The sequence below is a fragment of the Sporosarcina quadrami genome (assembly GCF_014836615.1).
Taxonomy (GTDB): domain Bacteria; phylum Bacillota; class Bacilli; order Bacillales_A; family Planococcaceae; genus Sporosarcina; species Sporosarcina quadrami.
The window spans coordinates 38,318-64,548 of record NZ_JACSQN010000012.1; the positions used below are offsets into that span (position 1 = coordinate 38,318).

31 protein-coding genes are annotated in these 26,231 nt (G+C 38.8%); 22 read left to right on the forward strand and 9 right to left on the reverse strand.

Annotation, left to right across the window (positions count from 1 at the left end):
• Positions 1-118 precede the first annotated feature (118 nt).
• From H9649_RS13210 to H9649_RS13280, 15 genes are all read left to right on the forward strand, one after another.
• Positions 119-586 carry a DinB family protein gene (locus H9649_RS13210; protein ID WP_191695374.1) on the forward strand — a complete coding sequence of 156 codons (468 nt, stop codon included), beginning with the start codon at positions 119-121 and terminating at the stop codon, positions 584-586.
• Between the two features lie 183 nt (positions 587-769).
• Entirely contained in the window at positions 770-1,498 is a 729-nt protein-coding gene (locus H9649_RS13215; protein ID WP_191695375.1) for a Fic family protein, read from the forward strand.
• Positions 1,499-1,638: 140 nt separating this feature from the next.
• On the forward strand, positions 1,639-2,172 hold the full coding sequence (locus tag H9649_RS13220) for a histidine phosphatase family protein (RefSeq protein ID WP_191695452.1): 534 nt from the start codon (positions 1,639-1,641) through the stop codon (positions 2,170-2,172).
• Positions 2,173-2,303: 131 nt separating this feature from the next.
• Complete coding sequence (locus H9649_RS13225) at positions 2,304-2,816, forward strand: nucleoside deaminase (RefSeq protein WP_191695453.1); 513 nt, start codon at positions 2,304-2,306, stop codon at positions 2,814-2,816.
• Between the two features lie 63 nt (positions 2,817-2,879).
• Positions 2,880-3,368, forward strand: a complete 489-nt coding sequence (locus H9649_RS13230; RefSeq protein WP_191695376.1) for a GNAT family N-acetyltransferase — start codon at positions 2,880-2,882, stop codon at positions 3,366-3,368.
• 240 nt (positions 3,369-3,608) lie between these two features.
• Positions 3,609-4,049, forward strand: a complete 441-nt coding sequence (locus tag H9649_RS13235; RefSeq protein WP_225229881.1) for an RDD family protein — start codon at positions 3,609-3,611, stop codon at positions 4,047-4,049.
• A 346-nt stretch (positions 4,050-4,395) separates the two neighbouring features.
• A complete protein-coding gene (locus H9649_RS17990) occupies positions 4,396-4,530 on the forward strand; it encodes a hypothetical protein (protein WP_263614338.1) in 135 nt (44 codons plus the stop codon).
• Entirely contained in the window at positions 4,484-4,801 is a 318-nt protein-coding gene (locus H9649_RS17870) for a DUF4275 family protein (protein WP_225229882.1), read from the forward strand. The genes H9649_RS17990 and H9649_RS17870 overlap by 47 nt, the downstream gene beginning before the upstream one ends.
• Before the next feature lie 180 nt (positions 4,802-4,981).
• A complete protein-coding gene (locus tag H9649_RS13245; protein WP_191695378.1) occupies positions 4,982-5,212 on the forward strand; it encodes an ATP-dependent Lon protease in 231 nt (76 codons plus the stop codon).
• 339 nt (positions 5,213-5,551) lie between these two features.
• Complete coding sequence (locus tag H9649_RS13250) at positions 5,552-5,986, forward strand: NUDIX hydrolase (RefSeq protein ID WP_191695379.1); 435 nt, start codon at positions 5,552-5,554, stop codon at positions 5,984-5,986.
• Between the two features lie 573 nt (positions 5,987-6,559).
• Positions 6,560-7,108, forward strand: coding sequence for an aspartyl-tRNA synthetase (locus tag H9649_RS13260; RefSeq protein WP_318241691.1), 549 nt, complete (start codon positions 6,560-6,562; stop codon positions 7,106-7,108).
• 127 nt (positions 7,109-7,235) lie between these two features.
• Entirely contained in the window at positions 7,236-7,550 is a 315-nt protein-coding gene (locus H9649_RS13265) for a hypothetical protein (RefSeq protein ID WP_191695381.1), read from the forward strand.
• A 414-nt stretch (positions 7,551-7,964) separates the two neighbouring features.
• The gene (locus tag H9649_RS13270; protein ID WP_191695382.1) at positions 7,965-8,468 is read left to right on the forward strand and encodes a hypothetical protein; all 504 of its coding nucleotides are present in this window, start codon (positions 7,965-7,967) and stop codon (positions 8,466-8,468) included.
• A 274-nt stretch (positions 8,469-8,742) separates the two neighbouring features.
• On the forward strand, positions 8,743-9,240 hold the full coding sequence (locus H9649_RS13275) for an RNA polymerase sigma factor (protein ID WP_191695383.1): 498 nt from the start codon (positions 8,743-8,745) through the stop codon (positions 9,238-9,240).
• Entirely contained in the window at positions 9,230-9,964 is a 735-nt protein-coding gene (locus tag H9649_RS13280) for a hypothetical protein (protein ID WP_225229883.1), read from the forward strand. The genes H9649_RS13275 and H9649_RS13280 overlap by 11 nt, the downstream gene beginning before the upstream one ends.
• Before the next feature lie 96 nt (positions 9,965-10,060).
• Here the strand turns inward: H9649_RS13280 and H9649_RS13285 are convergent, their stop codons facing one another.
• Genes H9649_RS13285 through H9649_RS13295 form a run of 3 tightly spaced genes read right to left on the reverse strand, consistent with a single transcriptional unit; the run spans position 10,061 to position 12,538 of the window.
• Entirely contained in the window at positions 10,061-11,017 is a 957-nt protein-coding gene (locus H9649_RS13285; protein ID WP_225229884.1) for a TRM11 family SAM-dependent methyltransferase, read from the reverse strand.
• Positions 11,014-11,580 (reverse strand): hypothetical protein, encoded by a 567-nt coding sequence (locus H9649_RS13290; RefSeq protein WP_191695385.1) that lies wholly within the window; start codon positions 11,578-11,580, stop codon positions 11,014-11,016. The genes H9649_RS13285 and H9649_RS13290 overlap by 4 nt, the downstream gene beginning before the upstream one ends.
• 55 nt (positions 11,581-11,635) lie before the next feature.
• Entirely contained in the window at positions 11,636-12,538 is a 903-nt protein-coding gene (locus tag H9649_RS13295) for a cation diffusion facilitator family transporter (protein ID WP_191695386.1), read from the reverse strand.
• A gap of 296 nt (positions 12,539-12,834) precedes the next feature.
• On the opposite strand from H9649_RS13295, the gene argH reads away from it, so the two are divergent.
• Complete coding sequence (argH, locus tag H9649_RS13300; protein ID WP_191695387.1) at positions 12,835-14,157, forward strand: argininosuccinate lyase; 1,323 nt, start codon at positions 12,835-12,837, stop codon at positions 14,155-14,157.
• Between the two features lie 38 nt (positions 14,158-14,195).
• Here argH and H9649_RS13305 read toward each other — a convergent pair whose 3' ends face one another.
• From H9649_RS13305 to fabI, 4 genes are all read right to left on the reverse strand, one after another.
• A complete protein-coding gene (locus H9649_RS13305) occupies positions 14,196-15,752 on the reverse strand; it encodes a YndJ family protein (protein ID WP_191695388.1) in 1,557 nt (518 codons plus the stop codon).
• Complete coding sequence (locus H9649_RS13310) at positions 15,745-16,353, reverse strand: DUF4166 domain-containing protein (RefSeq protein WP_191695389.1); 609 nt, start codon at positions 16,351-16,353, stop codon at positions 15,745-15,747. The genes H9649_RS13305 and H9649_RS13310 overlap by 8 nt, the downstream gene beginning before the upstream one ends.
• A gap of 8 nt (positions 16,354-16,361) precedes the next feature.
• Entirely contained in the window at positions 16,362-17,258 is an 897-nt protein-coding gene (locus tag H9649_RS13315; RefSeq protein WP_191695390.1) for a DoxX-like family protein, read from the reverse strand.
• A gap of 147 nt (positions 17,259-17,405) precedes the next feature.
• Entirely contained in the window at positions 17,406-18,185 is a 780-nt protein-coding gene (gene fabI, locus H9649_RS13320) for an enoyl-ACP reductase FabI (protein WP_191695391.1), read from the reverse strand.
• Between the two features lie 208 nt (positions 18,186-18,393).
• Between fabI and argC the strand changes: the two genes are divergently transcribed.
• The 5 genes from argC (at position 18,394) to H9649_RS13345 (ending at position 23,975) form a co-directional block, all read left to right on the forward strand.
• Positions 18,394-19,428 (forward strand): N-acetyl-gamma-glutamyl-phosphate reductase, encoded by a 1,035-nt coding sequence (gene argC / locus H9649_RS13325; RefSeq protein WP_191695392.1) that lies wholly within the window; start codon positions 18,394-18,396, stop codon positions 19,426-19,428.
• 13 nt (positions 19,429-19,441) lie between these two features.
• The gene (gene argJ / locus H9649_RS13330; protein ID WP_191695393.1) at positions 19,442-20,668 is read left to right on the forward strand and encodes a bifunctional ornithine acetyltransferase/N-acetylglutamate synthase; all 1,227 of its coding nucleotides are present in this window, start codon (positions 19,442-19,444) and stop codon (positions 20,666-20,668) included.
• Entirely contained in the window at positions 20,631-21,410 is a 780-nt protein-coding gene (gene argB / locus H9649_RS13335) for an acetylglutamate kinase (protein ID WP_191695394.1), read from the forward strand. Before argJ ends, argB begins: the two co-directional genes overlap by 38 nt.
• A complete protein-coding gene (locus H9649_RS13340) occupies positions 21,407-22,549 on the forward strand; it encodes an acetylornithine transaminase (RefSeq protein WP_191695395.1) in 1,143 nt (380 codons plus the stop codon). The genes argB and H9649_RS13340 overlap by 4 nt, the downstream gene beginning before the upstream one ends.
• Before the next feature lie 217 nt (positions 22,550-22,766).
• Positions 22,767-23,975 (forward strand): CynX/NimT family MFS transporter, encoded by a 1,209-nt coding sequence (locus H9649_RS13345; RefSeq protein WP_191695396.1) that lies wholly within the window; start codon positions 22,767-22,769, stop codon positions 23,973-23,975.
• A 56-nt stretch (positions 23,976-24,031) separates the two neighbouring features.
• On the opposite strand, the gene H9649_RS13350 is transcribed toward H9649_RS13345, so the two are convergent.
• Positions 24,032-24,448 carry a lipoprotein gene (locus H9649_RS13350; RefSeq protein ID WP_191695397.1) on the reverse strand — a complete coding sequence of 139 codons (417 nt, stop codon included), beginning with the start codon at positions 24,446-24,448 and terminating at the stop codon, positions 24,032-24,034.
• Between the two features lie 166 nt (positions 24,449-24,614).
• On the opposite strand from H9649_RS13350, the gene H9649_RS13355 reads away from it, so the two are divergent.
• The gene (locus H9649_RS13355; protein ID WP_191695398.1) at positions 24,615-24,914 is read left to right on the forward strand and encodes a hypothetical protein; all 300 of its coding nucleotides are present in this window, start codon (positions 24,615-24,617) and stop codon (positions 24,912-24,914) included.
• 166 nt (positions 24,915-25,080) lie between these two features.
• Here H9649_RS13355 and nspC read toward each other — a convergent pair whose 3' ends face one another.
• Positions 25,081-26,223 (reverse strand): carboxynorspermidine decarboxylase, encoded by a 1,143-nt coding sequence (nspC, locus tag H9649_RS13360; RefSeq protein ID WP_225229885.1) that lies wholly within the window; start codon positions 26,221-26,223, stop codon positions 25,081-25,083.
• Positions 26,224-26,231: the final 8 nt, after the last annotated feature.

Consider the following 26,231-nt stretch of genomic DNA (forward strand, 5'->3'; position numbering starts at 1 on the left):
AGGGGCTTCAATAGCAAAGCTTTGTGCCAGAATCGGGCCACTTCATTTTAAAACGAATAAGGAGTTTTAGGATAAGAGTCTTATGTCAGACTAACAATTAAACATTGGGGTGTTTTCAATGATAAAGTTTTTTAAGTATAACTGGCAGGTAAGGGACGAATGGTTTAGCTGGTGTAATCAATTATCCACAGATGATTTGTTAAAAGACCGTGTTGGAGGGGTAGGAAGTATTTTATATACCCTTTTTCATATAATTGATGTGGAGTATAGTTGGATTCGTGCTATTGAGGGAAAAGACGATGTGGTAGTTCAATTTAATGATTATAATACTCTTGAAAAAATAAAATCTCTATCAAATACATTTTGTAGTGACATAGTTAAGTTTATGCAAACAAATTCGGATGAATCAAATGATAACCTTGTGTCTATTCCATGGGATGAAGATAATTATACCAAGGGTGAAATATTAAATCATATAATTACGCACGAAATTCATCATGTTGGTCAACTTTCTGTTTGGGCAAGAGAATTAGAATTAAGCTCAGTTTCAGCTAATTTTATTGGAAGAGACCTCAAATCAATTTAATTCTTATTCAAGAATAGGGGGCGTTTGCGTGATAAAGACAAAACAGATGTAATAGAAATAATTAACTGAAATCACATAGTTCTAATTTGAAAAATATGATGAATATCAATTTGGTATAGAACTTTTCCATTATGCGGTACAATAATAGAAATGCTTTACTTGTATACTTGGGGGGTTAATCATTTGTTTGAAGTTATTAATAAAAAGAAGGCACAATTAGATGCTGCTCGTCCTTTACCAAAATATACATTGAAAAGTTTACGAGAAAAGTTATTTCTAGAGTGGACCTATAATTCGAATGCCATTGAAGGAAACACCTTAACAATGAACGAAACGAAAGTGGTCCTTGAAGGAATTACAATCGGTGGTAAGACACTGAGAGAACATTTAGAGGTAATCAATCATCGTGATGCCATTTCTTATGTTGAAGAAATTGTCCAAATGAAAGAATCACTTTCTGAATGGCAAATAAAGAATTTACATCGTTTAGTACTTAAAGGAATTCATGACGAGTACGCAGGTATTTATCGTAAAGAACAAGTCTTTATTTCTGGCGCTACGCATATACCACCAGCGCATTATCTAATCCAAGAAAAAATGGAACAAATGATGAATTGGTATCGTAACGAAGGTAGTTATCTTCATCCTGTTGAGCGTGGAGCGATGTTGCATGCTATTTTTGTAGGCATTCATCCTTTTATAGATGGAAATGGACGTACATCAAGACTTTTGCTTAATTTAGAAGTAATGAAAGAAGGATTTCCTCCAGTCATTATTAAGGTGGAAAATCGATTGGCCTATTATGAAGCGCTCGACAAAGCACATACTACAGAAAATTATAGTGACTTTATAGCACTAGTAGAACGTGAAGTAGAAGACTCCCTTGACTTATATCTAAGTACAATCAGTTAGAAAGTACCTATGAGGTGCTTTTTTGCAACCAATAGGTGTGCTTCAATCGGGCCATTATCTTGAAATTTGAACAGGGGATGCAAGAAAATACCAAATCTTCCAAGATGGTTAGAATGAAGAGGCTTTATGGGGGAATAAAAGTGATTTATGTTATTAGGCACGGGCAAACAGATTTAAATAGAGAGCGTAAAATGCAGGGAAGAAAGGGCTTACCATTAAACGAATATGGGATAGAACAAGCTAAGTCCTTAAAAGAAAAACTTAAAAATATAAATTTCGACTTAGTATTTTCATCTCCACAAGAGAGAGCTATACAAACAGCAGAAATTGCTACTGGCCTAAAAACTGTTGTAGATGACAGGCTAGATGTTTTTGATTTAGGAGAGGCAGACAGATTGCACGTTAGTGAAGTAATTATGGCTGGCTCACTGCCTGATTCAACTGTATATAAGGGTGTTGAAGAACCAAGCATATTTGTTAACCGTGTTTTTAGTTTTATGAAAGTACTTGAATCTCAATATGGAAAAAAGGAACTCAACATTCTCATATCTGGCCACAGATGTACCACTGGTTGTATTGGTGCTTATTTTGAAGGGATACCTACTGAGGAGAACTTATTGAAGTTCTCATCTGATACTGGTGATTATAAAACATTTAATTTTAAGAAGATCTGAATCTCTTTTCTATTTATCTGAAAGTGAAAGATAATCCGCAAAAGGGCGCGATTCTTAAAGAAAGATCTGGCCCGTTTTCATAAAAGGGCCATTTTGTGGTGAAATAAAGAGATGTAGGGAGGTTGTTTATTATAAATATCAATCAAGATAGATATTTTTTAGAGTTGGCTCTTGAGGAAGCAGAAAAGGCGTTGAATGAGAATACCTATCCAGTTGGGGCAATTATAGTTGATGACAATGGAAACATAATTGCAAAAGGACGCAATAAGGTACATCCCCAACAAGACGCGACTGCTCACGCTGAAATTGATGCTATCCGTAATGCTGGGGAATCAATATTTAACGCTAAAATTAATGGTGAAAAGTATACAATATACTCTTCTTTGGAACCCTGTCCAATGTGTGCTGGTGGAATTCTTTTTGCCAAAATAAAAAGAGTTGTTTGGTTACTAAATGACGATATAGGTTTTGGTGGTTACAAAAAAATAAAAGATGCAAAAGTCTTTGATAGGAAGTTCAGTGAAATTGAAGCTATTGAAGAACCTTATGATGATTTAAAGAAGAGACAAATGGAACTAATGGGTAAATGGTCTGCGAATCCTAATAATGTTACAAACTTACGGAAGGCTGTTGTTCCAGAATAGGGCGCGTTTCTGTGGTAAGGAATTCGCCAATATTGCAATAGCGCAGAGAAGGGATGTTATAGGTTGACTATTAAACTCAAAGAAGTTTTGGAATCAGAAAAATCTATTTTGCGTAACCTTTATTCATTGTATCTTCATGAGCTCTCGAATTTCACTACACATTTAAACATAGGTGTAGACGGTATTTTTCATTATGAGGAATTGGATGACTTTTGGAAGGTAGATGGATTATCCCCCTATTTTATAACTTTGAATGAAAGTATTATTGGTTTTATATTGCTGCTAGAACGCCCTTTTCTGAAAAAAAGCAATGATTATGGAATAAACGATTTTTTTATACTTAATCAATATAAAGGTAAGGGATTGGCTGTTCAAGCTGTTAAAAAGATATTTGAAAAGAAACAAGGGCAATATTTTATAATACAGGTTGTTGAGAATAAACGTGCAGTTGCATTTTGGAAAAAGGTATATTCTGAATTAGATATTGAAACTATCGAAAGACAAGACTTAGTTGATGAGGAGCTATGCCTAATTCAAACGTTTAGTATTTAATTCAATTAACGAGGGCCTCTCTTGCATAAGACTTGTTCTTCAATCAGGCCAGATTCTTGAAAGCATTATTTAGTTATAGGGGGAGAAACTTGCCTGAATTGGGCCATTTAGTGATAAAAGCTAGGTAAATAATTATGATTTAATTTGTAAGAATATTTTTAAAAAAACAGGGTGATTTTATCCCATCCAAAATCAAGAAATGAAAAGTATGTTGGATGAAGGAATGAAGGAGAGGGATTGATGAGGAAAAATCCAGGTGGTTTTGGTGAAAGGGTGATAGCTAATTTTTTGGACTTTTTTATTATTGTTTTACCTTTTACTCTTGTTTTGTACTTTATTAGAGGGGAATATTCGTATGATTGGACCTCAGGAATAACTTGGCAAGTTATTGATCTTTTATATTTAACAGCTGTCCCTCTTATGTGGCGCGGATATAGCATCGGAAAGTATATGTTAAAAATTAAGGTGAAAAGAATTGACGAGCAAAACTTAACTCTGAAAAACATGCTTTTAAGAGAAGTTGTAGGAAAAGTTCTTCTCGTATATATAACATTCGGCATATCGAATATAGTAAGTGTTTTCATGGTGATTTTCAGAGAAGACAAAAGAGCTATTCATGATTTAATAGGTGGAACTTACGTTAGTTATGATGAACGATTTAAAGGTAAGAGTATTTTCTAATATATTGATTTCTTGGACTAACGGAATTTCCCTTATTGAATCTGCAAGACTTTTACATAACAAAACGACAAACGGGACAATAAAGGAATAAGGGGGATGCTTTAAACTGCCCACTATGTTTCGAGTCTACTGTTTGTTCTCCGTTACGGCGTGCGCTTTCCGCGGACACGGCTACAGCCTCCTCGTCGTGAAAACCACGCTCAGATACTTACTTACTTATTAAAAAAACTATTAATATTAGGAGATAATAATGATTAGAGACAAAGTTAATGTTATCTTAGATAGTTTACCAAAAGAAGAGTTGGAAAAATTTTATTGGTAAATTAAATATATCCAAGAAGATTACATGTTCAAAAAGAATCTACTTGATAAAGGCGTAATCCTCGAAGAATTATTTGACGAAGAAGAGATTAGGGAATTATGGGACAATACATTTGCCAACAATATCAATAAAGAGACCCGGGAATTCAATACACTATAATCAATTTAAATGGCATATTTTCAGCTATGAAAAGCAAGATTGTCTGAATGCAGAGGAAGCAAGAATAGCCTTTGATACTGAATCAAAGGATGAACTTTATATGATGTATCAAAATTCACCTCGTACTATACACTGCAGCCAAGCAAAAGAAATCGTAGCGACTGATTTTGATAACCAGCAAGATATATATATCTTTAACAAAGACCTCAATTGGACCTACGTGCATACACATGAATCAACGTGTGGACCATACTTTTACAAGGTAAAATGACTATTTTCTAATCTTGTGGAACTTTGATAAAAACTTTCAACATTATGATGCATAGAAAATAATAAGCCCAATGATCACTTATAATTTAGAATTCCATAATCGGTGGCATTTCTTGTATAAGACTTGTGCTTCAATCGGGCCAGATTGATGAATTAATTATTCATTTGAAGGGAGAGTTCTATGAAGTTATTATTATCCATTCTATTTGCTGGGCTTTTAGGAATCTTGGCTATTCAAGGTTTTATTGGAATTTATATTTTTTGCGCAATTATTGCCGGAGTCATTTTCAGGTCCTTTATTTTAATTAATGAGATTCATAAACAATTAGTACCAGCCCATAGCAATGACAAGGCGAAAGAGGCCTACGAAAGATATATAAAAGAGAGCGATGAAAAAGAAACGGAAAACTAATGTACGACGTACTTAAACATTCGGGCCACTTAAGGAACAACGCCCTGTTATTATCATTTATTTTAAGACTTTATTTAAATGAGACAATCTTTTTGAAAGCTATTCAGCAAATGCTACTGGGTATAAGTGTTATGTTATTAGCCGGATTTATCATGGTGGACCAATCAAATAATTGGAACGGTTTTGAATTATATATATTGATTTGGAATTACTTTAACTGGTTTTATTGGTAGAAAAGAATAAAAATAACAAGTCTAATTCTGGGACGTTCTCTATCAACTAGCCATTTTATTGCACGTTGTAGTTTTATTATAAAGCATTGTAGTTAGGAGGCATTTGATGTATCCAAGGGCAAAAACATTAGGATTAATTATTAAAGACAATTATATTCTTTTAGAGGAACAAGAAGGAAAGCATTCGAAAGGAATAGGATATTATTACCGTCCAATTGGTGGAACAATAGAACTTGGAGAAAAGTCAGATGAGACATTAATTAGAGAGTTCCGTGAAGAATTGGACGTTGAAATTATTATAAATCGATATATTTCTTGTGTAGAAAATATCTTCAGAATAGATGACAAAATAGATCACGAATTAACACAAATGTATTTAGTTGATTTCAAGGATAAAAAATTATATCAGAAAGAAAACTTCACTGTATCAGAAGGGATGAAGGTTACTGTTGCTAAGTGGGTATCTAAGGATGAAATAATTTCCGGAAAAAAAGTTATTTATCCTAATGGATTAAAGGATTTGCTGAAGGAGATAATTTAATTTCCCTTCAGGAATCGGGGCGATTGTAGGACTACACTGTACCAGGATCGGTCCATTTAGTCTTATAAGAGGAATCTATTGCAATAGAAGAGAGGAAGAATCTTAATTAATATTAAAAAAGTTATGATATTATTTTTCGCTTTTTTTCTTCTTTTCGGATGTTCGGATAACCAATCTTCGCATTCAAAAGAAGATGTTGAAATAAAAAGTCACATAGATGATCCTGTAAATATCACAGAAGAAGAAGCAATCGAGATTGCCTTGCAACAAGCCAGGGCTGATGGTTATGAATCCCCTACTTTACTAGATGGGAATTCCTCGAAAATTGCTTTCGTTTACTCAATTAAGTATGACAGAGACATGAAAGTATACGACGTGTTGCTATCAACGCCAGAGGATATGTTCGCTGTTTATTACTACGTAAGTACAGAAAATGGGGAACTAATTGAATCAACTCACTGAAAAATCACTTTAGTTATTCCGGATTCGGGGAGTGATTATGAAATAAGGTTTGTGCCCTCTTCTGTAAAAGGTCAAAATCGTGATATTCAATGTTCTTAATGAGGTGGAATAGTGAAAAAGTGGAGAATAACGACGGTAGCTCTGGTAGCAATTATTTTAGCTGTTGTTTGGGTGATGGTAGAGAAATCCGAAACATATTCAGAACCCCAAAAAGCACTTTTTGCAATTGATAATGAATTGTTATTAATACCCGCATATCAGATGAATGACAAAGCCCTCTTCTTTTTTATAAAGGACAAGGATAGTTTAGGAGCTGTATATGTTCGAAAAGGACTTTTTGGTTGGAAAGCAGGTATGTTGACTTGGAGTGCGATTGATAAAGAAAGACATTATGACAGTTATCATCTTAATGGGACACAAAGGCAAGGTGGGAGCTTACTTTATGGTTTGATTAAGAACGGAAATGACAGAATTGTTCAGGTCAACGAAGAACAGGCTAAAATGCTCAATCTGGCGACAGTGGGTCAAGAAAACATAGAAGAATATCGGTTAGAAGAATTATTTATCTGGTATTTTGAAGGTGATGAATCCATTACTGAAGATGAGATTAAATTATTGGATAAGGATACAGGTGAAGAATTAAATCCGGCAAATTTTTAAGGCATATAGGCAATTATGCAAGAATCGGAGCTTTAACGGCAAAAGGTTAGTGCCTCAATGGGACCAGATTGTTAAGTAACATATCTTTTGAATTTTAAAGACTCATTATCTTTCAAAGGAGAAGATTATGAAGAGAAAATCTATAGTACTATTAGTCTTTGTGTTATTTATAATATTTTTTTTGTATCGTTTTGTAATCTACAATCCTGTTCTTGAAAATACTACCCAAAATATTGATGTGGTTAGTAAAGGACAAAATTTAACTACTGGGGAACAATGGATAGTACTTTCAAACGACAAGCAAGTCTATGTAGAAGATTTTAGTATCTGGGCATTAATACAACCAAACGAAAACTATACTATTATATATGATTTAAGGAAAAAGCCTGGTACGTATAAATTAAGAACAATTGTACCTGGAGATTACAATGGTCAATTTTAGAACTTATTATAAAAAATGGATATAATATGTTGGGAATACATAACTGTGTATTGGATTATCGGATGCGTTTGTTTAGTACCACACTCTTAGTTGATTGGAGTGGCAGCCGTCGACTCCGAGAGGCTCAGCGAAAGCCGTAACGAAGAACGGCTTTTGCGAGACAAAGCGGTAGCATTTCGAGCATCCCTGCCTCAATTTCTGTAAAGTGCACAGAAATACGGCAAAGCGAACTCTTCGTTGTTCGCTTGGCTCAAGCCACGCCCTCCGGAAAGCGAACGGCTGGAACGCAAATCAACGTGTCTAACAATGTTCCAGACATGGGAGCATTAATGGAACACAATTATATCGAAAATAAGAGCTAAATAGTTTAATAAATAAAGTTCTTCTGACGCATAAAGAGAGAGGTTGTGAAGAATGAAGAAAAATATAGTGCGACTAGGTATACCTATCCTCCTAATTTTAGCAACTTATTCGGTTTGGGTTACCTTCCCGGAACAATTTAATCAAACACTGCAAGGAATAAATTATCAATTAGGGAATGAAGAAGAACTATATGAAGTGTCTATTCAAATCGATGGGGAATTACGGCGTGGTCTATTTGGGGGAAAGACTTTTGAAGGTGTTATCGATATAGAAGATGAAGAACTCCCAATCCCTAAAGGAGAGAGAAATGTTACTATTAAATTTGATAGTGACGGTCGGGGCGATATTGTATACTATGGAATTTCAAACGGCCATCCGTATACGCATCATTATGCTAGTATCTTCGCAAATTATAACTTTACAGAAATAACTATATTAAAAGGGTCTTGGAATGCAAATGAAGGATTTATGATTACAGCTCCTGCTAAAGATTATTTTGAAGCATTAACCATTTCAAACGAGCTAATGAGAGATTTTTTGGAAATACCATTATAAAATTACGAGGCATGGCAAACAACAATTTTGTTGAATATTTTAATCCCCAAATAAAGAAGTGCTTAGTTTTCACTGAACTAAGCACTTCTTTATTTGGAAATTATTCACAGAAGTCTTGCTGTGCCGGTATTTTACTTATTTAAACATGATTTCGAATAATTGTTGCCTCATTACTGTACTGAAAAGGTCACATATTAATTAAGTTATGGTTTTTTAGAAACAAATGTCACCATTTGGCATCTTCAAGTGTGTTAGTAGTGAAAGGAGTTGAGGAATGTTGCAACAAGTTTGGTCGGCTGAACTAGATGTAGAACGAATTGTTGATACATATGGCAATATGCTATTTAGTATTTGTCTTGTTATTTTATGTAATGAAAAAGATGCAGAGGATGTCGTACAAGATACTCTTATTACTTATCTAACGAAATCCCCAACTTTTAATGATTCAGAACATGAGAAAGCATGGTTAATAAAGATTGCCACGAATCGCTGCAAAAATATGAGAAGGTACAATATTATCCGTAAGCATATAGATATCAATGATTTACAACTATACTCTAAGAATGTTAAAAACCATGATTTACTTGACCATCTAATGAGATTGCCAACTAAACTTAAAGTTGTCTTGCTACTTCATTATGTGGAGGGGTATAAAGTCGATGAAATAGCTAAAATCCTTACCATTACTACGTCAGCAGTGAAAAAGCGGTTACAACGGGGAAGAGAGCTTCTTAGAGAAAGTTATCGAAAGGAGAATGAATATGGATTTTGAGAAAATCAAAGATGCTGTTACTTCTATTGAAATGTCAAAAGCTATGGAAAATCGTTTGAAAGAGAATATTGGAAAGAGAAAATCGGGACAAGTATATTATAAAAGATGGATCCCAGTAGCAAGTGTATTTGCAATCTTATTGGCGATTCTGATGGGTATTCCATATTTTAATAAAAATGGAGAGCTCCAAGTTGCAAATTTTGCAATCACTGCCTATGCATTAAGTGATGATGTGAATCAGCTAATTACATCAGAAAAAGCTACTATTGAATTAGCAACAGAATTTAGACTTGGTATTATCGGTTTAGGTGGTGATGGAGCAAATTTAATTTTTACAGATGTTTTGCTTAACATAACTGGGAAGCATATCGAATCAATCACATACACCTTAAGTGAAGGCATGTTTGTAGAGGATGTAACATTTACATCTGAAAATCATCTGCTGGACTATGAATGGTTTGAATCGGAAAAGATAAATTTCATTACTAGTGAGCCTGGTTCGGGTGTATACCAAGGTATAAAGGAAATCGGGAATTCCTACACAGTCCTCTATAATGAACAAGATAATCATAAATATACACTCGCAATTCCTCACGATGGCAATAATGTAATAGCTGACGACGTAATCATTAATGTAAATGTAACATATACAGACGGCACTTCTGAACAGCAAGACATTCTTGTAACGCAAGAAGCAGATTCGGTTTCGTTAGAGCTTAATTAACGTTGATGTCGTCGATTCTTGAAAGAATCACCAAAAGCCATGCAACAAATAATTAAAAGCCCTAATTCATATGCGAATTAGGGCTTTTATTAGTGTTTATACACAAACAACAATCTGTCTTTTGAAATTCGCTTTTTTAGCTACACAGCGATCTACAATTTCAAAACCAGCTTCTTTAATCATATGATCCATCGGTTCTATTGTCACGACGACAAGTTTCGACGTGATGCTTCTTGCTGCAGTTAATATACCCTGCTGACCTTCAGCGGATATATGTGTAAACAGGTTATAGGGCATATCGATAATCGCTGCATCGTATGTATCTTTCACTTCCGCAATTGGACCGAGTTTCACTTCACCTTCCAAATCAAAATAGGCAAGATTCTTTCTGGATCCTAGAACTACAAGTGGGTTTATATCTCTGCCGACCATGTCGATTCCCATTGAACGGGCTTCAACGAGTACAGTACCAATTCCACAACACGGATCGATCGCTCGGATCCCTTCAGGATGAGGCACTGCAATATTAGCGACGGCACGGGCAACACGGGTGCTCAAAGCGGTGGAATACATATGTGGCTTTTTTAAATGGTATCGCCAAAAAGGTTCACTCAAGCGGACGATACCGAAATACCATATGTCTTCAAATAAAATAAATCCATAGTCTACAGATGGATCATTCAAATCGGCTTCTCCTTGGATCAATTCACCGATCTCCCGTTCCAAAACTCTTCTCTCCGGATGATGAATCTTTTCTGTGCTGTCAAATGCAATGGAATTCAAGCAAGTCACTTTGAATGATTGATGGCTGACAAAACCAGTAGCCTGTTCAAGTAATCCATCCCAATCGCCGCTTGAGAATAGAACTTCAAGTCGTTCTTTCATGAATGGACTTCGGCTAGGATCAATTTCAATAGAGCTTTTTAGAATATTACCTGGACGATCGAAACCGAAAAAAGCCCGCATTTCCAATCTGCACAAATCATGCTCATCCACTTGTCTTACATACGTGTAGATGAATTCCCGATTTTTGGTTTCAAATGCGTGTTTCAATTGGTTACCTCAAGCGTTTCAAGTAGCTTGAATATGAAACGGTAGGCGAGGTCGACGGCTTCTGCGAGTGTCATGTCACTTTGGAAACCATCTAATGCATCAAGCGGTATATTGATGTCCCATAGACCATCCTGATCGGAAAACATTGCACTGGACGTCTGTAAGCCAACATTGTCCTTCAGATAGTCTTTCAGGAAAGATCCATGCTTCTTTTGAACTTTTAAGCCGAATAAAACAGTGAACGTGTGGAACACATCATCTGTTTCAAACGCCATGCCATCTACTCGGATCGTGTCAAAAGCAAGAGAATCGATATAGACGAATTCCTCGATATGGTTAGAAAAGTAAGATATAGGCTGTTCCATGAAAGAAGCATCTTCTTCCTTGATTACATCCTCCGTCTCTTTCAGACATCTTTCAATAATAGGGTACGTCCATTTTTTATCTTCGATTGTATGTTTATCGCCAAGTAAATCATTTTTCTCCGCGTATTCCTTTTCGATCGGAAATAATCCGTTGTCGAATTCGTTCTCAATGATGTGCGTAATTTTATCTTTTAACATGAATAACACTCCTTTACATTGTACAGTATACCTTAATTTGAGAATTCCCGTGTTGTTATTCCCCTGGATACCAAGGATTCAAATGGATGAGTACTTCATCTACATCTGTCTGCTCGTTAATAATCAAATTGCGTATTTTACTCGATATATCATGGCCATCCTGCACGGTTAATGTAGCAGGTATCGCAATACGCAAGTCAACAAGTACATAATGTCCATGTTCGCGAGCGCGTAGTCGATCAATGCGTTTCACTTCTGGCACTGTTAGTATCAATGCTTCAAATTCCATTAGGCGCGCTTCAGAAACTGACTTCTCCATCAGTATATCCATGGCTTCTTGTCCGATTGTGATGGCGAGACGAAGGACAAGGACAGAAACGATGACACCGGCAAATGGATCACCATATGCAAGAAATGGAATGTCATATGCATCACCAACAAGTGCTAATCCAATTCCGATAACTGCTGCAAGGGAAGCATACACATCCGCCAAATGATCATACGCAGTAGCGATCAAGCCTTTACTATTCGCTTTCTTACCGACACGCATTGTATACACATATAATACTTGTTTCCAAACGAGGGAGACGATTGCAGTGAGCAATGCGATAAAACTTGCTTTAGCCGGTTCTTCAAAGAAAGTGGCAATGGCTTCAAATCCGATATATAACGCGGCAATTACTAAAATGATTGCCACGAGTCCCGAACCGATTACTTCTGCTTTTCCGTGTCCATACGGATGATCTTCGTCAGCCGGTCTTTGGGAGAATCGCATAGATGTCAAGGCGGCTCCGGAAGCGACTACATCTCCTGCGTTATGGAAGCCGTCAGCAAGTAGAACAGGACTGTTAAAGAGAATTCCGACGGTTATTTTTAGTACAGTAAGAATGATATTGCTAATTAGACTGATCCAGATTGCAAAAACTGAAGCGAAAGAGTGGGCGTGTCTAGTAGTCATCATGTAACCTCCAATTGTTTTCCCAGGGAAAGAAAAACCCCTGACAGTTAGTCAGGGGTTTGTTGGTGAAAAATTATATACAGTTGTGTCAATGAAAAATAACATTGTCATCACTCTTTTTAATCGTATTTTAAACCGTACAGTCAATCATAGCACGTTAAAGAAAAGGTAGCAAGAAATTGAAAATGTACTATAAGTGGAATTTATCATGTACTATGGATATTATTGCAAACGAATGACTAAATCATTATAATACAATAAAGTGAATAAAAATACATATGAGAGGTTGATTATATATGAAGCTTTGGGGAGGACGTTTTTCAAGCCGTGCAGATGAAATAATGGAACAGTTCAATACATCATTACCGGTCGATTACCGATTGTACCAGGAGGATATTGCGGGTAGTTTGGCACATGTTACGATGCTTGTTTATAGTGATTTGTTAACGCCAGAAGAAGGCGATGTACTTGTAGAGGGATTGGAATCGATTCTACGCGATATTGAAATTGGTGATTTGCTAATTGAAGGAGATTATGAGGATATCCATTCATTTGTCGAAGTGCATTTGACAGAAAGAGTCGGTGAAGTAGGGAAAAAATTGCACACAGCGAGAAGCCGTAATGATCAAGTCGCGGTGGACATGCGTTTGTACGCGAAGAATAAAGCTGTCAATGTAATGGACGGTCTTCAGGTGCTGATCGATGCTTTAAGTGAAAAAGCGAAAGCGAATAATGTCATCATGCCCGGCTACACTCACTTGCAACGTGCACAAGTGGTCACGTTCGGACATCATCTCGGTGCTTATGTCCAAATGTTCACGCGTGATCGCAAGCGGGTCGGTAATGCGCTGGAACTGCTGGATGAGAATCCATTGGGTTGCGGTGCGCTAGCGGGTACAACGCATGATATCGATCGGAATGTGACGACTGAACTGTTGCGCTTTGCGAAACCTGTCGACAACTTCCTTGATGGCGTAAGTGATCGGGATTATATGCTTGAACTCATGTCTGATTTCTCCATTATTATGATGCATTTAAGCCGTTTAAGTGAAGAATTGATTCTCTGGAGTAGCCAAGAATTTAAATTCATTACGATGGCGGATGCCTATTCGACAGGAAGCAGCATTATGCCTCAAAAGAAGAATCCCGATGCGGCAGAATTGATTAGAGGGAAGACGGGTAGAGTATACGGTTCGTTATTTGCTTTACTTACAACATTAAAAGGTCTACCACTTACGTATAACAAAGATATGCAAGAAGATAAAGAGCAATTCTTCGATGCGCTCGATACTGTGCTCGACTGTATGGAAATTATGGCGAAAATGATCGATACACTTACTGTGAATGCAGATAATATGAAAGCGGCCATCAAAGCGGGCTTTTTGAATGCCACTGAAGTTGCGGATTATTTAGTTAGTAAAGGTACAGCATTCCGTAATGCTCATGAAATTGTCGGCAAGATCATTATTTATTGTGAAGCGGAAAGGAAAGCAATCGAGGATCTGACGGTTCAAGAGCTTGCTGCTTTCAGTCCGGATATTTCGGATGATATATATGCATATATCGATTATGAAAATATATTGACGAAAGGCAATAAAGGACTGATGAAGGAAGTCTAATAAAACAGCCGAGAGGATATTAATCCACTCGGCTGTTTTCATTTTTTCCGTATCGTATAGTCAATCGTCAAAAACGGAAACAAGAAAATCCGCATTGTATGTTTTGCCGACAGCCTTCCATCGGATTCTTCTCTTACGAGGAAGTTTTCCTCTATAGGCAGCTTGAAATAAGTTCCCCATCTGAAAGATAAATAAGTGCCAGCGTCAGATTCAACATTGCTTTTTTGGCTAGTCAGTTGCAAGTCCTCTCCGATTTTATTCAACTCGAGAACACCTGTCATCGTCGAAAAAGGAAGTGGCAAGGCGATATTCATGAAGCTTCTCCCAAACTCGTTCTGATGATGTGAATAGAGGGCAAGGAAGGTTAACCTGTCCCCGATTTTACGTACCCAGGCACGGGTGTTTTTCCGTCGATCCTGTTGATCGAGCATGAGAATGTCCCCAGTCATTTCAACTTCTCTGGAGTGCAGTGGCAAGTTAATCTGCTCCGTTTTTCGACTGATTAATGAATAGATAAACGCAAACGGCAAAAAACAACGATGCCATCGGACTGAGGCGTGCAGGCGGTAATCCATCGTGTTTTCATAGAAATCGGATACGGCAGGGGATACGTGTTTGATATTGTACAACTCCATGTCATCAACGAGTCCGTGATGCTGTCCTACTTTTCCGAGACTAGTAACAGATTGCTTCCCTCTAATTTGACTTATCGGGAATGTGGGCAACTGGAACACAGGAATAGGGACGGACAATGACCATCCTACAATGCCGAAAAGAGCAAATACAACGCAGTTCAGGAAACCATGGAAACGGAGCATGAAATCAATCGTAATAGAAGTCAGCCCAAATCCGTTGCCGAGCACATATAAAAGCGAGAATGCAATCGTCACGGCAAGAGAGGTGAATGATAGGACGACAAACGATTTCTGCAATCGATTTGCAAATGTGGTGCGCCAAGAGGCCATTATAATACCTGCTAATCCGACGATATATAATAGAACTGAAAATAGTTCAATCCACCTGGAAAACGTGATTCCGATGGCAACAATCATCGGAGCAATTAGCAGTAATCCACTGTAAAAATTATAAGAACGAGGTTTGGATAGCCTGCCTAAAAAGCCGATGAAAAGCGGCAGCAGAAATGCAGAGTAGTGGAAGTGGATGGCGGTCAGCCATGTCAGCAATGGTGTAAAACCTGTGTCAATATCCGCTACGTATGCAAAATACCATGCCCCTCCAAGAGCGATATACATCATGGCAAGATCGATCGCAAACTCTTCTATATTTGTGAACCCTCTTTTTAAGAAACGCGTCAATCCGAGCAAAGCGATACAAATTGTGAATGCAAAATAGATAGATGCAAAGAAGACGGGAAACAAGTTTGTTGTCTGCAACAGCGCAATGGACAAATAGGCAGGAATCGAAAAGTAATAATAGTATTTTGAAAGCCATTCAGTCCGCTGCATCACCATTTTCAATGCAATAGGTACATAGACAATCTGGGCGACTGTCAATAATAGATAAGGCCACGGATTTTCAGCGAATAGGGCAATGATCAAAAATAATACCAAATGAATAAAGGCGAATTTACGCATCTTGGACAAACTCTCCTTCATACGAAAAAATAGGTCCGATCAATGGGTTTCTGACGCTTACATGTATGCGGTATACGTCCTTCATCTCATCATACCGTTCTGAGATGGTCGCAAGCCCATGTAAAATCTTCGGGAGTGGAAGTTCAATCTTTCCTAGAACTAGGCGTTGATGCAATGAGTGGATTGTAATTGCACCGTCGATGGAAACGTCAAATGCCAAGTCGGAGTAAATCAAAGCGGGTTCCCCAAGATAGTCTTTGATAACTGAACGGTTGGAATCCATACTCATCAATGCATTAAAATAGCGTTTTTTGGATCCAAAGTAAAAGACCCGTTCCCAGTGCACTTGCTGTTCTCCATGTAATCCCATCATGGCTTCGTTCTTAATCGTAAAAGGAATAGCACTACCCCTTTCAGGAAACAGCAGTTTCCAATGGACACCGAGCTTAAAAATCGGGTACAGCCATGCTGGACCACCTTTGATTGTCTTCATCGTACCAGAGGCTTTAAACGGTTTACCTTCTTCAATTGCATACCGTTTCTGAAGCATCGGATGCAAGCGATAGAAGTCATCACCAAGCACTTTCTCATAAATGGACATGAATTGAATCACCTTTTCCTTTTACAACTTTTTGCTGTTGGTGCATCTCCACTGCTGAAATACCCAATCAATGATAATGCAATTAAAGAAAGATTGAACATAACAGGATTAAAAGGATGCATTGCTGTCTCCGGTACTGAAACAATCGCTGCAACTGTGAGGAGTGGGAAAACAACAAGTTGAAACGCAAATAGATGCTTCTTGCGTTTGTAAACTAGCCAAAACAGACCGAACAGTATTTCAGCGATCCCTATGCCAATGACGATTGCTGTTGCATGGTTTCCAGGTATTGCACTTTGAACCATTGCAAGTTCTTCGGGATGTCTTGCGATAATTTTCGGTATGAGTCCTTGATAGATCCACACTAATGAAAAAAGCATAGCGAGTCCATATGTAATGAAAAACCGTAAATATTGTGACCTGGGTGCTTCATCCTTTTCAAGCCATCTTTTTAGGACATCGAAACTCAAGGCAGTTGCCCAACCCATCAGGGGGCGGAAAACAATAGCGTCAGCAAACTTGCCGACACCAGAAAAATTCGGCTTGTAATCATATTGTGTCAGGAATTTAACGCCTCGATCTTGCGGGATATACTTCCAATAACCTTTTCCTTCTTTAATTGGGGAAAACCATTGATCTGTTCCGAAATGGAGGGAAGAGGAAAGAGGACCGCTCGCTTCGCTTCTTGTACCGACACTTTTCCCCCAGCCCTTGACTGTTATAAATGGTGCAACTTTGCGAATATAGGTAAACTTTTGCGGTTCACCTTCTTTTTTAGGCAAGTAATGAATGGATGAAAATCGTAAATCCCACTGGGCATGCAAATCGGGTTGCTGGGAGGCATCCCAGATATCCTCCATTTCAGTATCGATATCTATTTCAACATAAATTGGTCTTGTTTTCATTGAAATCCACCTCATTGACATGACGTTTTTGGAAAATGAAAGTTACCGTCGGAAATTGCTCATCTTATACACTGGAACCATACCCTGAATAGAAATGAAAAACCTATATTCAATTAAGAAAAAAAGGAGCATGATCTGCTCCTTTTTTCATCCCATTATATGATAGCCCGCATCAACGTAAATAACTTCACCGGTTACACCGCTGGATAGATCGCTTAACATTACAATGGACATTTTAGCGACTTCCTCATTTGTGATATTGCGCTTTAAAGGTGCTTTTTCTTCAATCTGGCTCAAAATTGTATTGAAGGATGGTACTCCTTTAGCAGATAAAGTACGAACAGCACCCGCAGAAACCGCATTTACTCGGATTCCTTGTTTACCAAGATCGTTTGCCAAATATCGCATGGATGCTTCGAGTGCTGCTTTTGCAACGCCCATTACATTGTAGCCGTCAAGTACACGTTCAGCACCGAGATAACTCATTGTGATGATTGAACCGCCTTCCGTCATATAAGGACGTGCTTCCCGAGCTGTAGCAACAAGTGAATAAGCACTTGTATCTTGTGCAAATGCATAGCCGCTTCTCGACGTCTCAACGAAATCATTCTTCAAATCTTCTGCATGTGCAAATGCAACGGAGTGAACGACACCGTGAATTGCTCCTAGTGTTTCACCGATTTGTGAAAATGCATTTTTAATGCTTTCATCTTCATTAACATCACATTGGACAATCATTTTTGCTTCCAATTCATTTTTCTCTAGTGCTTTTTCAAGCTTTACAAGAGAACGTTCTTTGCGATAAGTGAAAATGACGTTTGCTCCGACGTCAAAAAGTGACTTTGCTACTCCCCAAGCGATACTACGCTCGTTTGCCACACCCATGACGACGATATTTTTGCCTTTAAGTTTCAATAAATCTTCCATAATAACCTCCTGAGCCGGTAAAAAATCTATTACCTAATATTAGTACCAGATGATAAATGAATTATACCATACTAATCATCTTTTCAAAACTACTAAAGAAGTTAGCATATAAAGTAGTTGAAAATAAATCTATTAATTTATAAAAATGCAGTTGACTTTATATTTATACATACGTATACTATTCCTAATGATAAAAGGGGTGGCAGTCATGAAGGTAGGAATCATAGGTGCTTCAGGATATGGAGGACTTGAACTTGTCCGTTTATTGCATAACCATCGAGAAGTAGAACATATCGATTTATACAGTTCGTCAGAAGAGGGGACCCAGTTTTCCAGTAAATTTCCCCACTTGTCGAAATTATACGACCGGCCACTCAAACAAATTGAAGAGGTTCATTTGAAAGCTCTTGATGTCATTTTTGCAAGTACACCTGCAGGCGTCACAACGGAAATTTTTCCCCCACTTATCGGAAATGGACCGCGACTAATAGACTTAGCAGGTGACTTTCGGTTAAAAGATCCAGATGTATATGCACATTGGTATGGGAAGAGCCCGCCTCCGAGTGGAGCAATAGCAGAAAGTGCATATGGATTGACCGAGTGGAATAGAGATAGTATCCGGCGAGCGCAACTTATTGCGAATCCGGGGTGCTATCCTACAGCGACACTACTGTCATTATTACCACTCGTAAAAGAGCGGCTCATCGATGCATCGCAACTTATCATAGATGCAAAAAGTGGTGTGTCAGGAGCGGGGAATACACCTGGCCGGATGACGCATTTCAGCGAAACAAATGAAAATCTCTCTATTTATAAAATTCATGAGCACCAGCATATACCAGAAATCGAACAGGGAATTAGCCTTTTCAGTAATGAAAAAGTAGCAGTGACATTTACTACCCATCTCATTCCAATGACTAGAGGAATCATGATAACGAGTTATGCACCTCTCAAAAGTAATGTCACCGAACAACATTTAATCGAATGTCTGAAAGAGAAATATGCACATAGTCCATTCATAAGAATCGTAACCGAAACGGCGAAATTTTGTACAAAGCAAGTGTACGGTTCTAACTTCTGCGATATCCATGTGAAGGTGGATCCGCGTACTAATCGGGCGACGATTGTTTCAGTCATAGACAATGTCGTTAAAGGAGCAGCGGGGCAAGCGATTCAAAACATGAACGTGCAATTTGGACTCGATGAAACAACAGGTCTAACACAAGTTCCGTTATTCATATAAAGGGGGAAAAAATATGGCAGTCGCTGTTCAGCAACTCAAACGTATTTCAGGAAATAATATTGTGACACCAAAAGGGTATAAAGCTGTTGGCATCCATTGCGGACTGAAACATAAAAAATATGATCTCGCGGTATTAATTAGTGAAGTGCCGGCAAGTGTTGCGGGTGTCTTTACGACAAATGCCATTCAGGCGGCTCCGTTACTTGTAACGAAAGAAGTTGTGAAAGAGAACGGGAAAATGCAGGCAATTATTATCAACTCAGGAAATGCTAATGCTTGTACAGGGGCACAAGGCATGGCGGATGCTTTAATGATGCAACAGAAAACGGCAGAGAAATTCGGACTCGCACAAGAGTTAGTCGGGGTTGCCTCTACTGGAGTCATTGGTGAGAAGATGAAGATGGTGCCAATACTTAATGGAATTGAAAAGTTGAAGCCAGAAGCAAGTCTTGAAGGTTCAATTCAGTTTTCACAAGCGATTTTAACGACGGATACAGTTACGAAAAATACTGCCTATAAAACTGTAGTTGATAGCAAGGAAGTAATTATTGCTGGCACCGCGAAAGGATCAGGAATGATTGAACCGAATATGGCAACGATGCTCGGTTTTATCACGACAGATGCTCACATTGAATCTGCTCACTTGCAGCAAGCGTTGAAAGAAGTGACAGAAGTCACATTCAATTCGATCACAGTTGACGGTGATACATCGACGAATGATATGGTGCTTGTGCTGGCTAACGGGCTTGCCGGCAATGAACCATTAACACCCTCTCATCCCGACTGGGCTACATTTGTCAAAGCACTTCATACAGTTGCGCAAGATTTGGCGAAAATGATTGCTAAAGACGGAGAAGGGGCGACAAAACTTATAGAAGTAGAAGTGGACGGAGCGTTGTCTGACAGTGAAGCACGGAAAATCGCCAAAACAGTTGTGGGATCGCCATTAGTGAAAACGGCTGTTTTCGGTTGTGATGCAAACTGGGGCCGTGTCATTGCGGCTGTTGGATATAGCGGAGCATCTGTTGACCCAAATGGAATAACAATAAAAATAGGTGAAACAGTCGTTGTAACGAACGGAGAACCTGCACAATTTTCCGAAGACCTCCTCATGCAGTATTTAAAGCAGCCCGAAGTGAGAATCCATGTGCATCTGAACGTAGGAAGTGGCCAAGGATTAGCATGGGGGTGTGATCTGACATATGACTATGTCCAAATCAATGCAACATATCGATCATAAACGGACCGTCATCAAATTGGGCGGCAGTATGCTGTCAGGTTTGAGCGATGTGTTTTTTTCGAAATTCGTCCAATTGCAAAAGGAAGGTCATGAGCTTGTCATCGTCCATGGCGGAGGGCCGTTCATAAATAGTGCGCTAATTGAAAAAGGTATCAAATCACATATTGACGAAGGTATCCGGGTCACCTGTGAGAAATCGATGGAAATCGTGAAGAGTGTGTTAATTGGTAAAGTGAATACGTCTCTCGTCCATCAATTAAATGATAAAGGAATCAAGGCGATTGGCCTGAATGGATTTGACGGGAATTTATTACCTTGTACGGTGCTAAATGAGGAGCGGTTTGGCTTCGTTGGAAAAATTACGAAAGTAAATGAAGAAGTGTTAGTCAGTCTACTCGAAGCAGGACTAGTGCCCGTCGTTTCATGCATCGGTTCAACTCAATGTGGCACAGCGCTCAATATAAATGCAGACACCGTAGCAAGTGAAATTGCATTGGCACTTCGCGCAAACAGCCTGATACTCGTGACAGATACGCCAGGTATCCAAGTTGGTAATGAAATGCAGCAGAATGCGTCTCCGGCTTCAATTGAACAGTGGATAGTAGAAGGAGAAATATACGGAGGCATGATTCCGAAAGTGAATGCTGCGCTTGCGTGTTTACATGCAGGTATTCCGCAAGTCCATATCGCTGATCAACATTTAAATGGAACAGTTATCGGGTTCGAGGAGGCGCTTATTTGAGTACACTATTTACTAACTACGCACGTCGATCCGTTCATCTCGTAAGAGGAGAGGGGACACGTGTGTACGATGATAATAATAAAGCATATCTCGATTTCACTAGTGGCATTGCAGTCGTTAGTCTTGGTCATGCGCATCCATCAATTGTAGATGCGGTAAAAAAGCAGAGTGAAAAATTATGGCATACATCAAATCTGTTTGAAAGCCCCGAACAAGAGATGCTGGCAAAAACCCTAATGAAAGGTACACCTTTTTCTCGTGCGTTCTTTTGTAACAGCGGGGCTGAAGCAAACGAAGCGGCCATTAAGCTTGCACGCAAACATACCGGAAAGCAAGTCATCATCACTTTCGAGCAATCGTTCCACGGCCGGACGTTCGGTGCCATGTCGGCGACAGGTCAAGAAAAAGTGAAATTCGGATTTGGTCCGATGTTGGAAACCTTCCGGACAATTCCTTTTAATGATAGTCGTGCTCTTGAAGCGGCAGTTGACGAAGATGTGGCTGCCATCATGCTTGAAGTGATCCAAGGTGAAGGTGGAGTGAATACAATCACACCGGAATTCGCTTCCAAAATACAAGAGATTTGTATGGCCAATGGAATCCTTTGTATTGTTGATGAAGTGCAAACTGGAATTGGTCGAACGGGTTCTAAATATGCTTATGAACATACCGTGTTACAACCGGATATTATGACACTGGCAAAAGGATTGGGAGGTGGTTTTCCAATCGGTGCAATGCTCGGGCATGAAAAACTTGCCGAATCATTTGGACCTGGGACACATGGAACGACATTCGGTGGTAATCCGCTCGCAGTGGCAGTGGCGCAAACAGTTGTCGATTATGTGTTTGAAGAAGAGTTTCTAAGTGAAGTTGAACGGAAGTCCACTTACTTAATGGAAAAACTTAAAGATTCTTTGGCTAACAATCATATTGAAATTTTAGGTAAAGGTTTACTTATCGGTATAAGGTGCACAGATGAAGTTACCCCTATTATTAGCATAGCGGAAGAGGAAGGGCTTTTGCTCGTACAGGCAGGTCCGAATGTCATTCGCTTATTACCACCATTAACTGTGTCAGAACAGGAGATTGACGAAGCCATTGCATTACTCACGACATCGATGCGCGTGCCGAGTCAGTAAAGAAGTATGCTTGAATTAATGTGTTCAGTGAAACACCATTCAAACAGGCTATTATAGCCCTTGCAAAAACGGATCTCACGGACTGGGGAGATCCGTTTTTGCATGAGCAATTATCTTCTGAATTGCATTATATCCGATTGAAAGAGCTAGACGCCTTTCACGTGAATATTAGATATGATATGCTCATATAGCATTTAAACATAAAGGAGGCGATTAGATGGATCCAGAGTATCGTTCAAAAAAAATATTATTTACTAAACAGACATTGTTATTAATTATCGGCATTATCTTTATTGCCTCCACACTTCGATCTCCTTTAACATCTGTTGGACCGATTATCGCACCTATTCGTGATAGTTTAGGAATGTCCAATGTATTGGCAGGGTTTTTAACAACGATACCACTCTTGGCTTTTGCAATCATTTCACCGTTTGCTCCGAAGCTAGCCAATCGTTTTGGTATGGAAATCACATTATTTCTCTCATTATGTCTCATTACATTAGGTATTGTCATCCGTTCGATCGGATCCGTGCCTCTATTATTAATCGGTACTTTTTTAATAGGTGTCGCAATCGCATTTGGAAATGTGTTATTGCCAGGCTTATTAAAACTTAGTTTTCCATTACATATCGGTTTGATGACTGGAATCTATTCTGTAGCTATGAATATTTCAGCAACAATTGCTTCAGGCATTAGTGTCCCGATTGTCGAAAAAACCACTTTTGGTTGGCAAGGTGCTTTAGGGATTTGGGCGATTTTATCCGTAATAGCATTGTTCTTGTGGCTTCCGCAATTGAAAGGTCGAGTGAAACTGCCGGCTAAAACGAAGCAGCTGGAAGATGTCAATAAAACTCCGCTTTGGAAATCGCCTACTGCATGGGCCGTTACATTGTTTATGGGATTGCAATCATTGTTGTTCTACTCCACTTCAGCCTGGATGCCTGAAATGCTTACATCGCGTGGCATGGAAGCTGCTCAAGCGGGTTGGATGCTGTCATTGCTACAGTTTTCGCAACTACCTATGACATTCATCATTCCTATTATTGCAGGAAGAGTAAAAGATCAAAGAAGTATTGTTCTTGGTGTAGCTGCCTTATTCATGATTGGATATGGTGGAGTATTAGTAGGAAGTTTCGCATTGACTCCTCTTTGGATGATTGCAATCGGTATCGCAGGCGGATCAGCTTTTGGACTTTCCATGATGTTCTTTACTCTGCGGACAGATACACATATGGATGCTGCACAGTTATCAGGTATGGCACAATCATATGGCTACCTGCTTGCAGCAGGAGGTCCTGTCTTGTTCGGGTATTTGCATGATTTGACGGACTCGTGGACTAGTCCGATGATTATTTTCATTGTAGTCGCATTTCTATTGATGTTTAGTGGATTGGTTGCGGGAAAAAATAAAAAAGTAGTAATATAAAAAGAAGTGCCCGATGGAAATGCAGTTGCATGTTCCGTCGGACACTTCTTTTTCTTTTATTGGATAAAGTCATTATACAGGAGACCTTCGTCGTCCAATTTAATGATTTTCAAGTGCTTATCATTTTTCACATAAACACTCTTATATACTTTTTTACCGCTTTCATCTTCAAAGAGAATGACACGTGTACCTGGATTGTCTTCTTCCACTTTAGAAGTATGTGCAGCCAAGTCAATATTGTCGTCGATAATAGCATATTCTTCAAACGTTGTAAGATCGTCGCCTACAACATCTGCCTGCTCATCTTCAACTTCTGTTGCATCGTCTTCTTCTACGACTTCAGCTGAATCACTATCATCCACTTCAACTTCTGGAGTCGTATCCACGTCTACATCTACCGAATCCTTTGCTTTGTCGTCAGAACAACCTGCAAGTACTAGTAGACCTAGTAAAATGAACAAATACTTTTTCATGATGTTAAACACTCCTTTTTTGTAGTATTTTTCACTTCATTGACATGCGAGTACAAGCAAGTGAAAAGTCATATGTATTATTCGATGAGCGCAAGCCATCAAATAGTGAACATAACAATCTTAATACCCATATAGTATAAAAAGCAAACCAAAGGTGTGTAAGCCGATGTATGACAAGTCTGAGCAACAAGGTAAGACACCATTTACAGTAAGTGATCTATTGAGTGGGAAAGAGCTTGAAATAATTGCGGCGGCTTTATTATTGTCGGGTAAATTAAAAGTAGATGCTGTACAGCTTTACAGAAGTCAGCCGATTATTTTTGTGACACTCGTCGGGTCATTTGATTCTAAGAAGGAAGAAAAGAAAGACACAATGGCAGATTTTCTTGGACGCACTGGAGACCTAGAAGCGAATGAAATGCTTGATCGACTGAGAGAAACGATGAATGGGAGCGATAGGAGGTAAGTGTTTTGTCCGGTAAGAAGGATTTCGACGGAGTCAGCTTCATAAACGCTGTCATCTTAGTATTGTTTTTACTGCTGCTAGTCTTTGGTTCAACAAAACTTGAAGACTTTTCTAGTGTGTAAAAATGCTGCACGCCTCCTATAGGGAGACATGCAGCAAAAATGATTTAGGACAACCTCATTTTAAAATCTTCATACCCAAATTCTTGTATGACTTTAATGTCGCCATCTTTTGTGCTAAGAACAATGGACGGCAGATTCATGCCATTGAATGTATTGTTTTTGACCATTGTGTAATGTCCCATATCCGTGAAGACCAACTTGTCACCAGGTTTTAAAGGCTCATCAAACGAATAGTCACCAATGACATCGCCTGCTAGACAAGTAGGTCCGCCTAATCGGTAAGTAATCATCTTTTCGTTCGCTTTACCCGAACCGACGATTTCAGGACGATAAGGCATTTCCAGAACATCAGGCATATGACAGGATGCCGATGTATCGACTATTGCAATTGGCATGTCGTTCTGCATCGTATCGAGTACAGTCGTGACGAGGAAGCCAGTATTCAGTGCAATCGCTTCGCCAGGTTCCAAATAAACGTCAAGTCCGTATTTGTTCTTCATGAAAAGAATGGACTCTATGAGCGATTCGACATCATAATCAGGTCTTGTAATATGATGTCCTCCGCCGAAATTGATCCATTTCATGCCAGTCAAATACTTGCCAAACTTTTCGTCCACCACTTTGATTGTACGAGCAAGTGTATCCGAATTCTGTTCACACATCGTATGGAAATGCAAGCCGCTTATACCATCCAACTCATCGGGTTCAAAGTTTTCAAGCGTGACACCAAATCGAGAATGTGTGAAACAAGGATTGTACATGTCGACTTCAATCTCCGAGTATTCGGGATTGATGCGGATACCGCATTCAATCGGTTTAGGATCACTTTTCACTTTATCTTTGAAACGTCTCCATTGGTCGAACGTGTTGAACACGATATGGTCCGAGTATTTTAGTATTTCATCGAAATCCGATTCCGAAAAAGCTGGTGCATAGGAATGTACTTCTTTACCCATTTCTTCATATCCGAGCTTTGCCTCAAAAACACCACTTGAAGTGACACCATTTAAATATTGGCCGATAAGTGGATAGACCGAAAACATCGAAAATCCTTTTTGAGCAAGTAGAATTTTGCAACCTGTGCGATCAATAATCGATTTCAGCAATTCAAGATTTTTGATTAACAGCTTTTCATCGACAACATAAGAAGGGGAGGGCACAGCTTTTGGATCAAAGTTCAAGTGCATGTTCATTC

Bases quoted from the DNA above. Each gene is read 5' to 3' on its own strand.
- H9649_RS13210 (WP_191695374.1), top strand. From the start codon at position 119: ATGATAAAGTTTTTTAAGTATAACTGGCAGGTAAGGGACGAATGGTTT.
- H9649_RS13235 (WP_225229881.1), top strand. From the start codon at position 3,609: ATGAGGAAAAATCCAGGTGGTTTTGGTGAAAGGGTGATAGCTAATTTT.
- H9649_RS17990 (WP_263614338.1), top strand. From the start codon at position 4,396: ATGTTCAAAAAGAATCTACTTGATAAAGGCGTAATCCTCGAAGAATTA.
- H9649_RS13245 (WP_191695378.1), top strand. From the start codon at position 4,982: ATGAAGTTATTATTATCCATTCTATTTGCTGGGCTTTTAGGAATCTTG.
- H9649_RS13250 (WP_191695379.1), top strand. From the start codon at position 5,552: ATGTATCCAAGGGCAAAAACATTAGGATTAATTATTAAAGACAATTAT.
- H9649_RS13265 (WP_191695381.1), top strand. From the start codon at position 7,236: ATGAAGAGAAAATCTATAGTACTATTAGTCTTTGTGTTATTTATAATA.
- H9649_RS13270 (WP_191695382.1), top strand. From the start codon at position 7,965: ATGAAGAAAAATATAGTGCGACTAGGTATACCTATCCTCCTAATTTTA.
- H9649_RS13275 (WP_191695383.1), top strand. From the start codon at position 8,743: ATGTTGCAACAAGTTTGGTCGGCTGAACTAGATGTAGAACGAATTGTT.
- H9649_RS13280 (WP_225229883.1), top strand. From the start codon at position 9,230: ATGGATTTTGAGAAAATCAAAGATGCTGTTACTTCTATTGAAATGTCA.
- H9649_RS13290 (WP_191695385.1), bottom strand. From the start codon at position 11,580: ATGTTAAAAGATAAAATTACGCACATCATTGAGAACGAATTCGACAAC.
- H9649_RS13295 (WP_191695386.1), bottom strand. From the start codon at position 12,538: ATGACTACTAGACACGCCCACTCTTTCGCTTCAGTTTTTGCAATCTGG.
- argH (WP_191695387.1), top strand. From the start codon at position 12,835: ATGAAGCTTTGGGGAGGACGTTTTTCAAGCCGTGCAGATGAAATAATG.
- H9649_RS13305 (WP_191695388.1), bottom strand. From the start codon at position 15,752: ATGCGTAAATTCGCCTTTATTCATTTGGTATTATTTTTGATCATTGCC.
- H9649_RS13310 (WP_191695389.1), bottom strand. From the start codon at position 16,353: ATGTCCATTTATGAGAAAGTGCTTGGTGATGACTTCTATCGCTTGCAT.
- H9649_RS13315 (WP_191695390.1), bottom strand. From the start codon at position 17,258: ATGAAAACAAGACCAATTTATGTTGAAATAGATATCGATACTGAAATG.
- fabI (WP_191695391.1), bottom strand. From the start codon at position 18,185: ATGGAAGATTTATTGAAACTTAAAGGCAAAAATATCGTCGTCATGGGT.
- argC (WP_191695392.1), top strand. From the start codon at position 18,394: ATGAAGGTAGGAATCATAGGTGCTTCAGGATATGGAGGACTTGAACTT.
- argJ (WP_191695393.1), top strand. From the start codon at position 19,442: ATGGCAGTCGCTGTTCAGCAACTCAAACGTATTTCAGGAAATAATATT.
- argB (WP_191695394.1), top strand. From the start codon at position 20,631: ATGACTATGTCCAAATCAATGCAACATATCGATCATAAACGGACCGTC.
- H9649_RS13345 (WP_191695396.1), top strand. From the start codon at position 22,767: ATGGATCCAGAGTATCGTTCAAAAAAAATATTATTTACTAAACAGACA.
- H9649_RS13350 (WP_191695397.1), bottom strand. From the start codon at position 24,448: ATGAAAAAGTATTTGTTCATTTTACTAGGTCTACTAGTACTTGCAGGT.
- H9649_RS13355 (WP_191695398.1), top strand. From the start codon at position 24,615: ATGTATGACAAGTCTGAGCAACAAGGTAAGACACCATTTACAGTAAGT.
- nspC (WP_225229885.1), bottom strand. From the start codon at position 26,223: ATGCACTTGAACTTTGATCCAAAAGCTGTGCCCTCCCCTTCTTATGTT.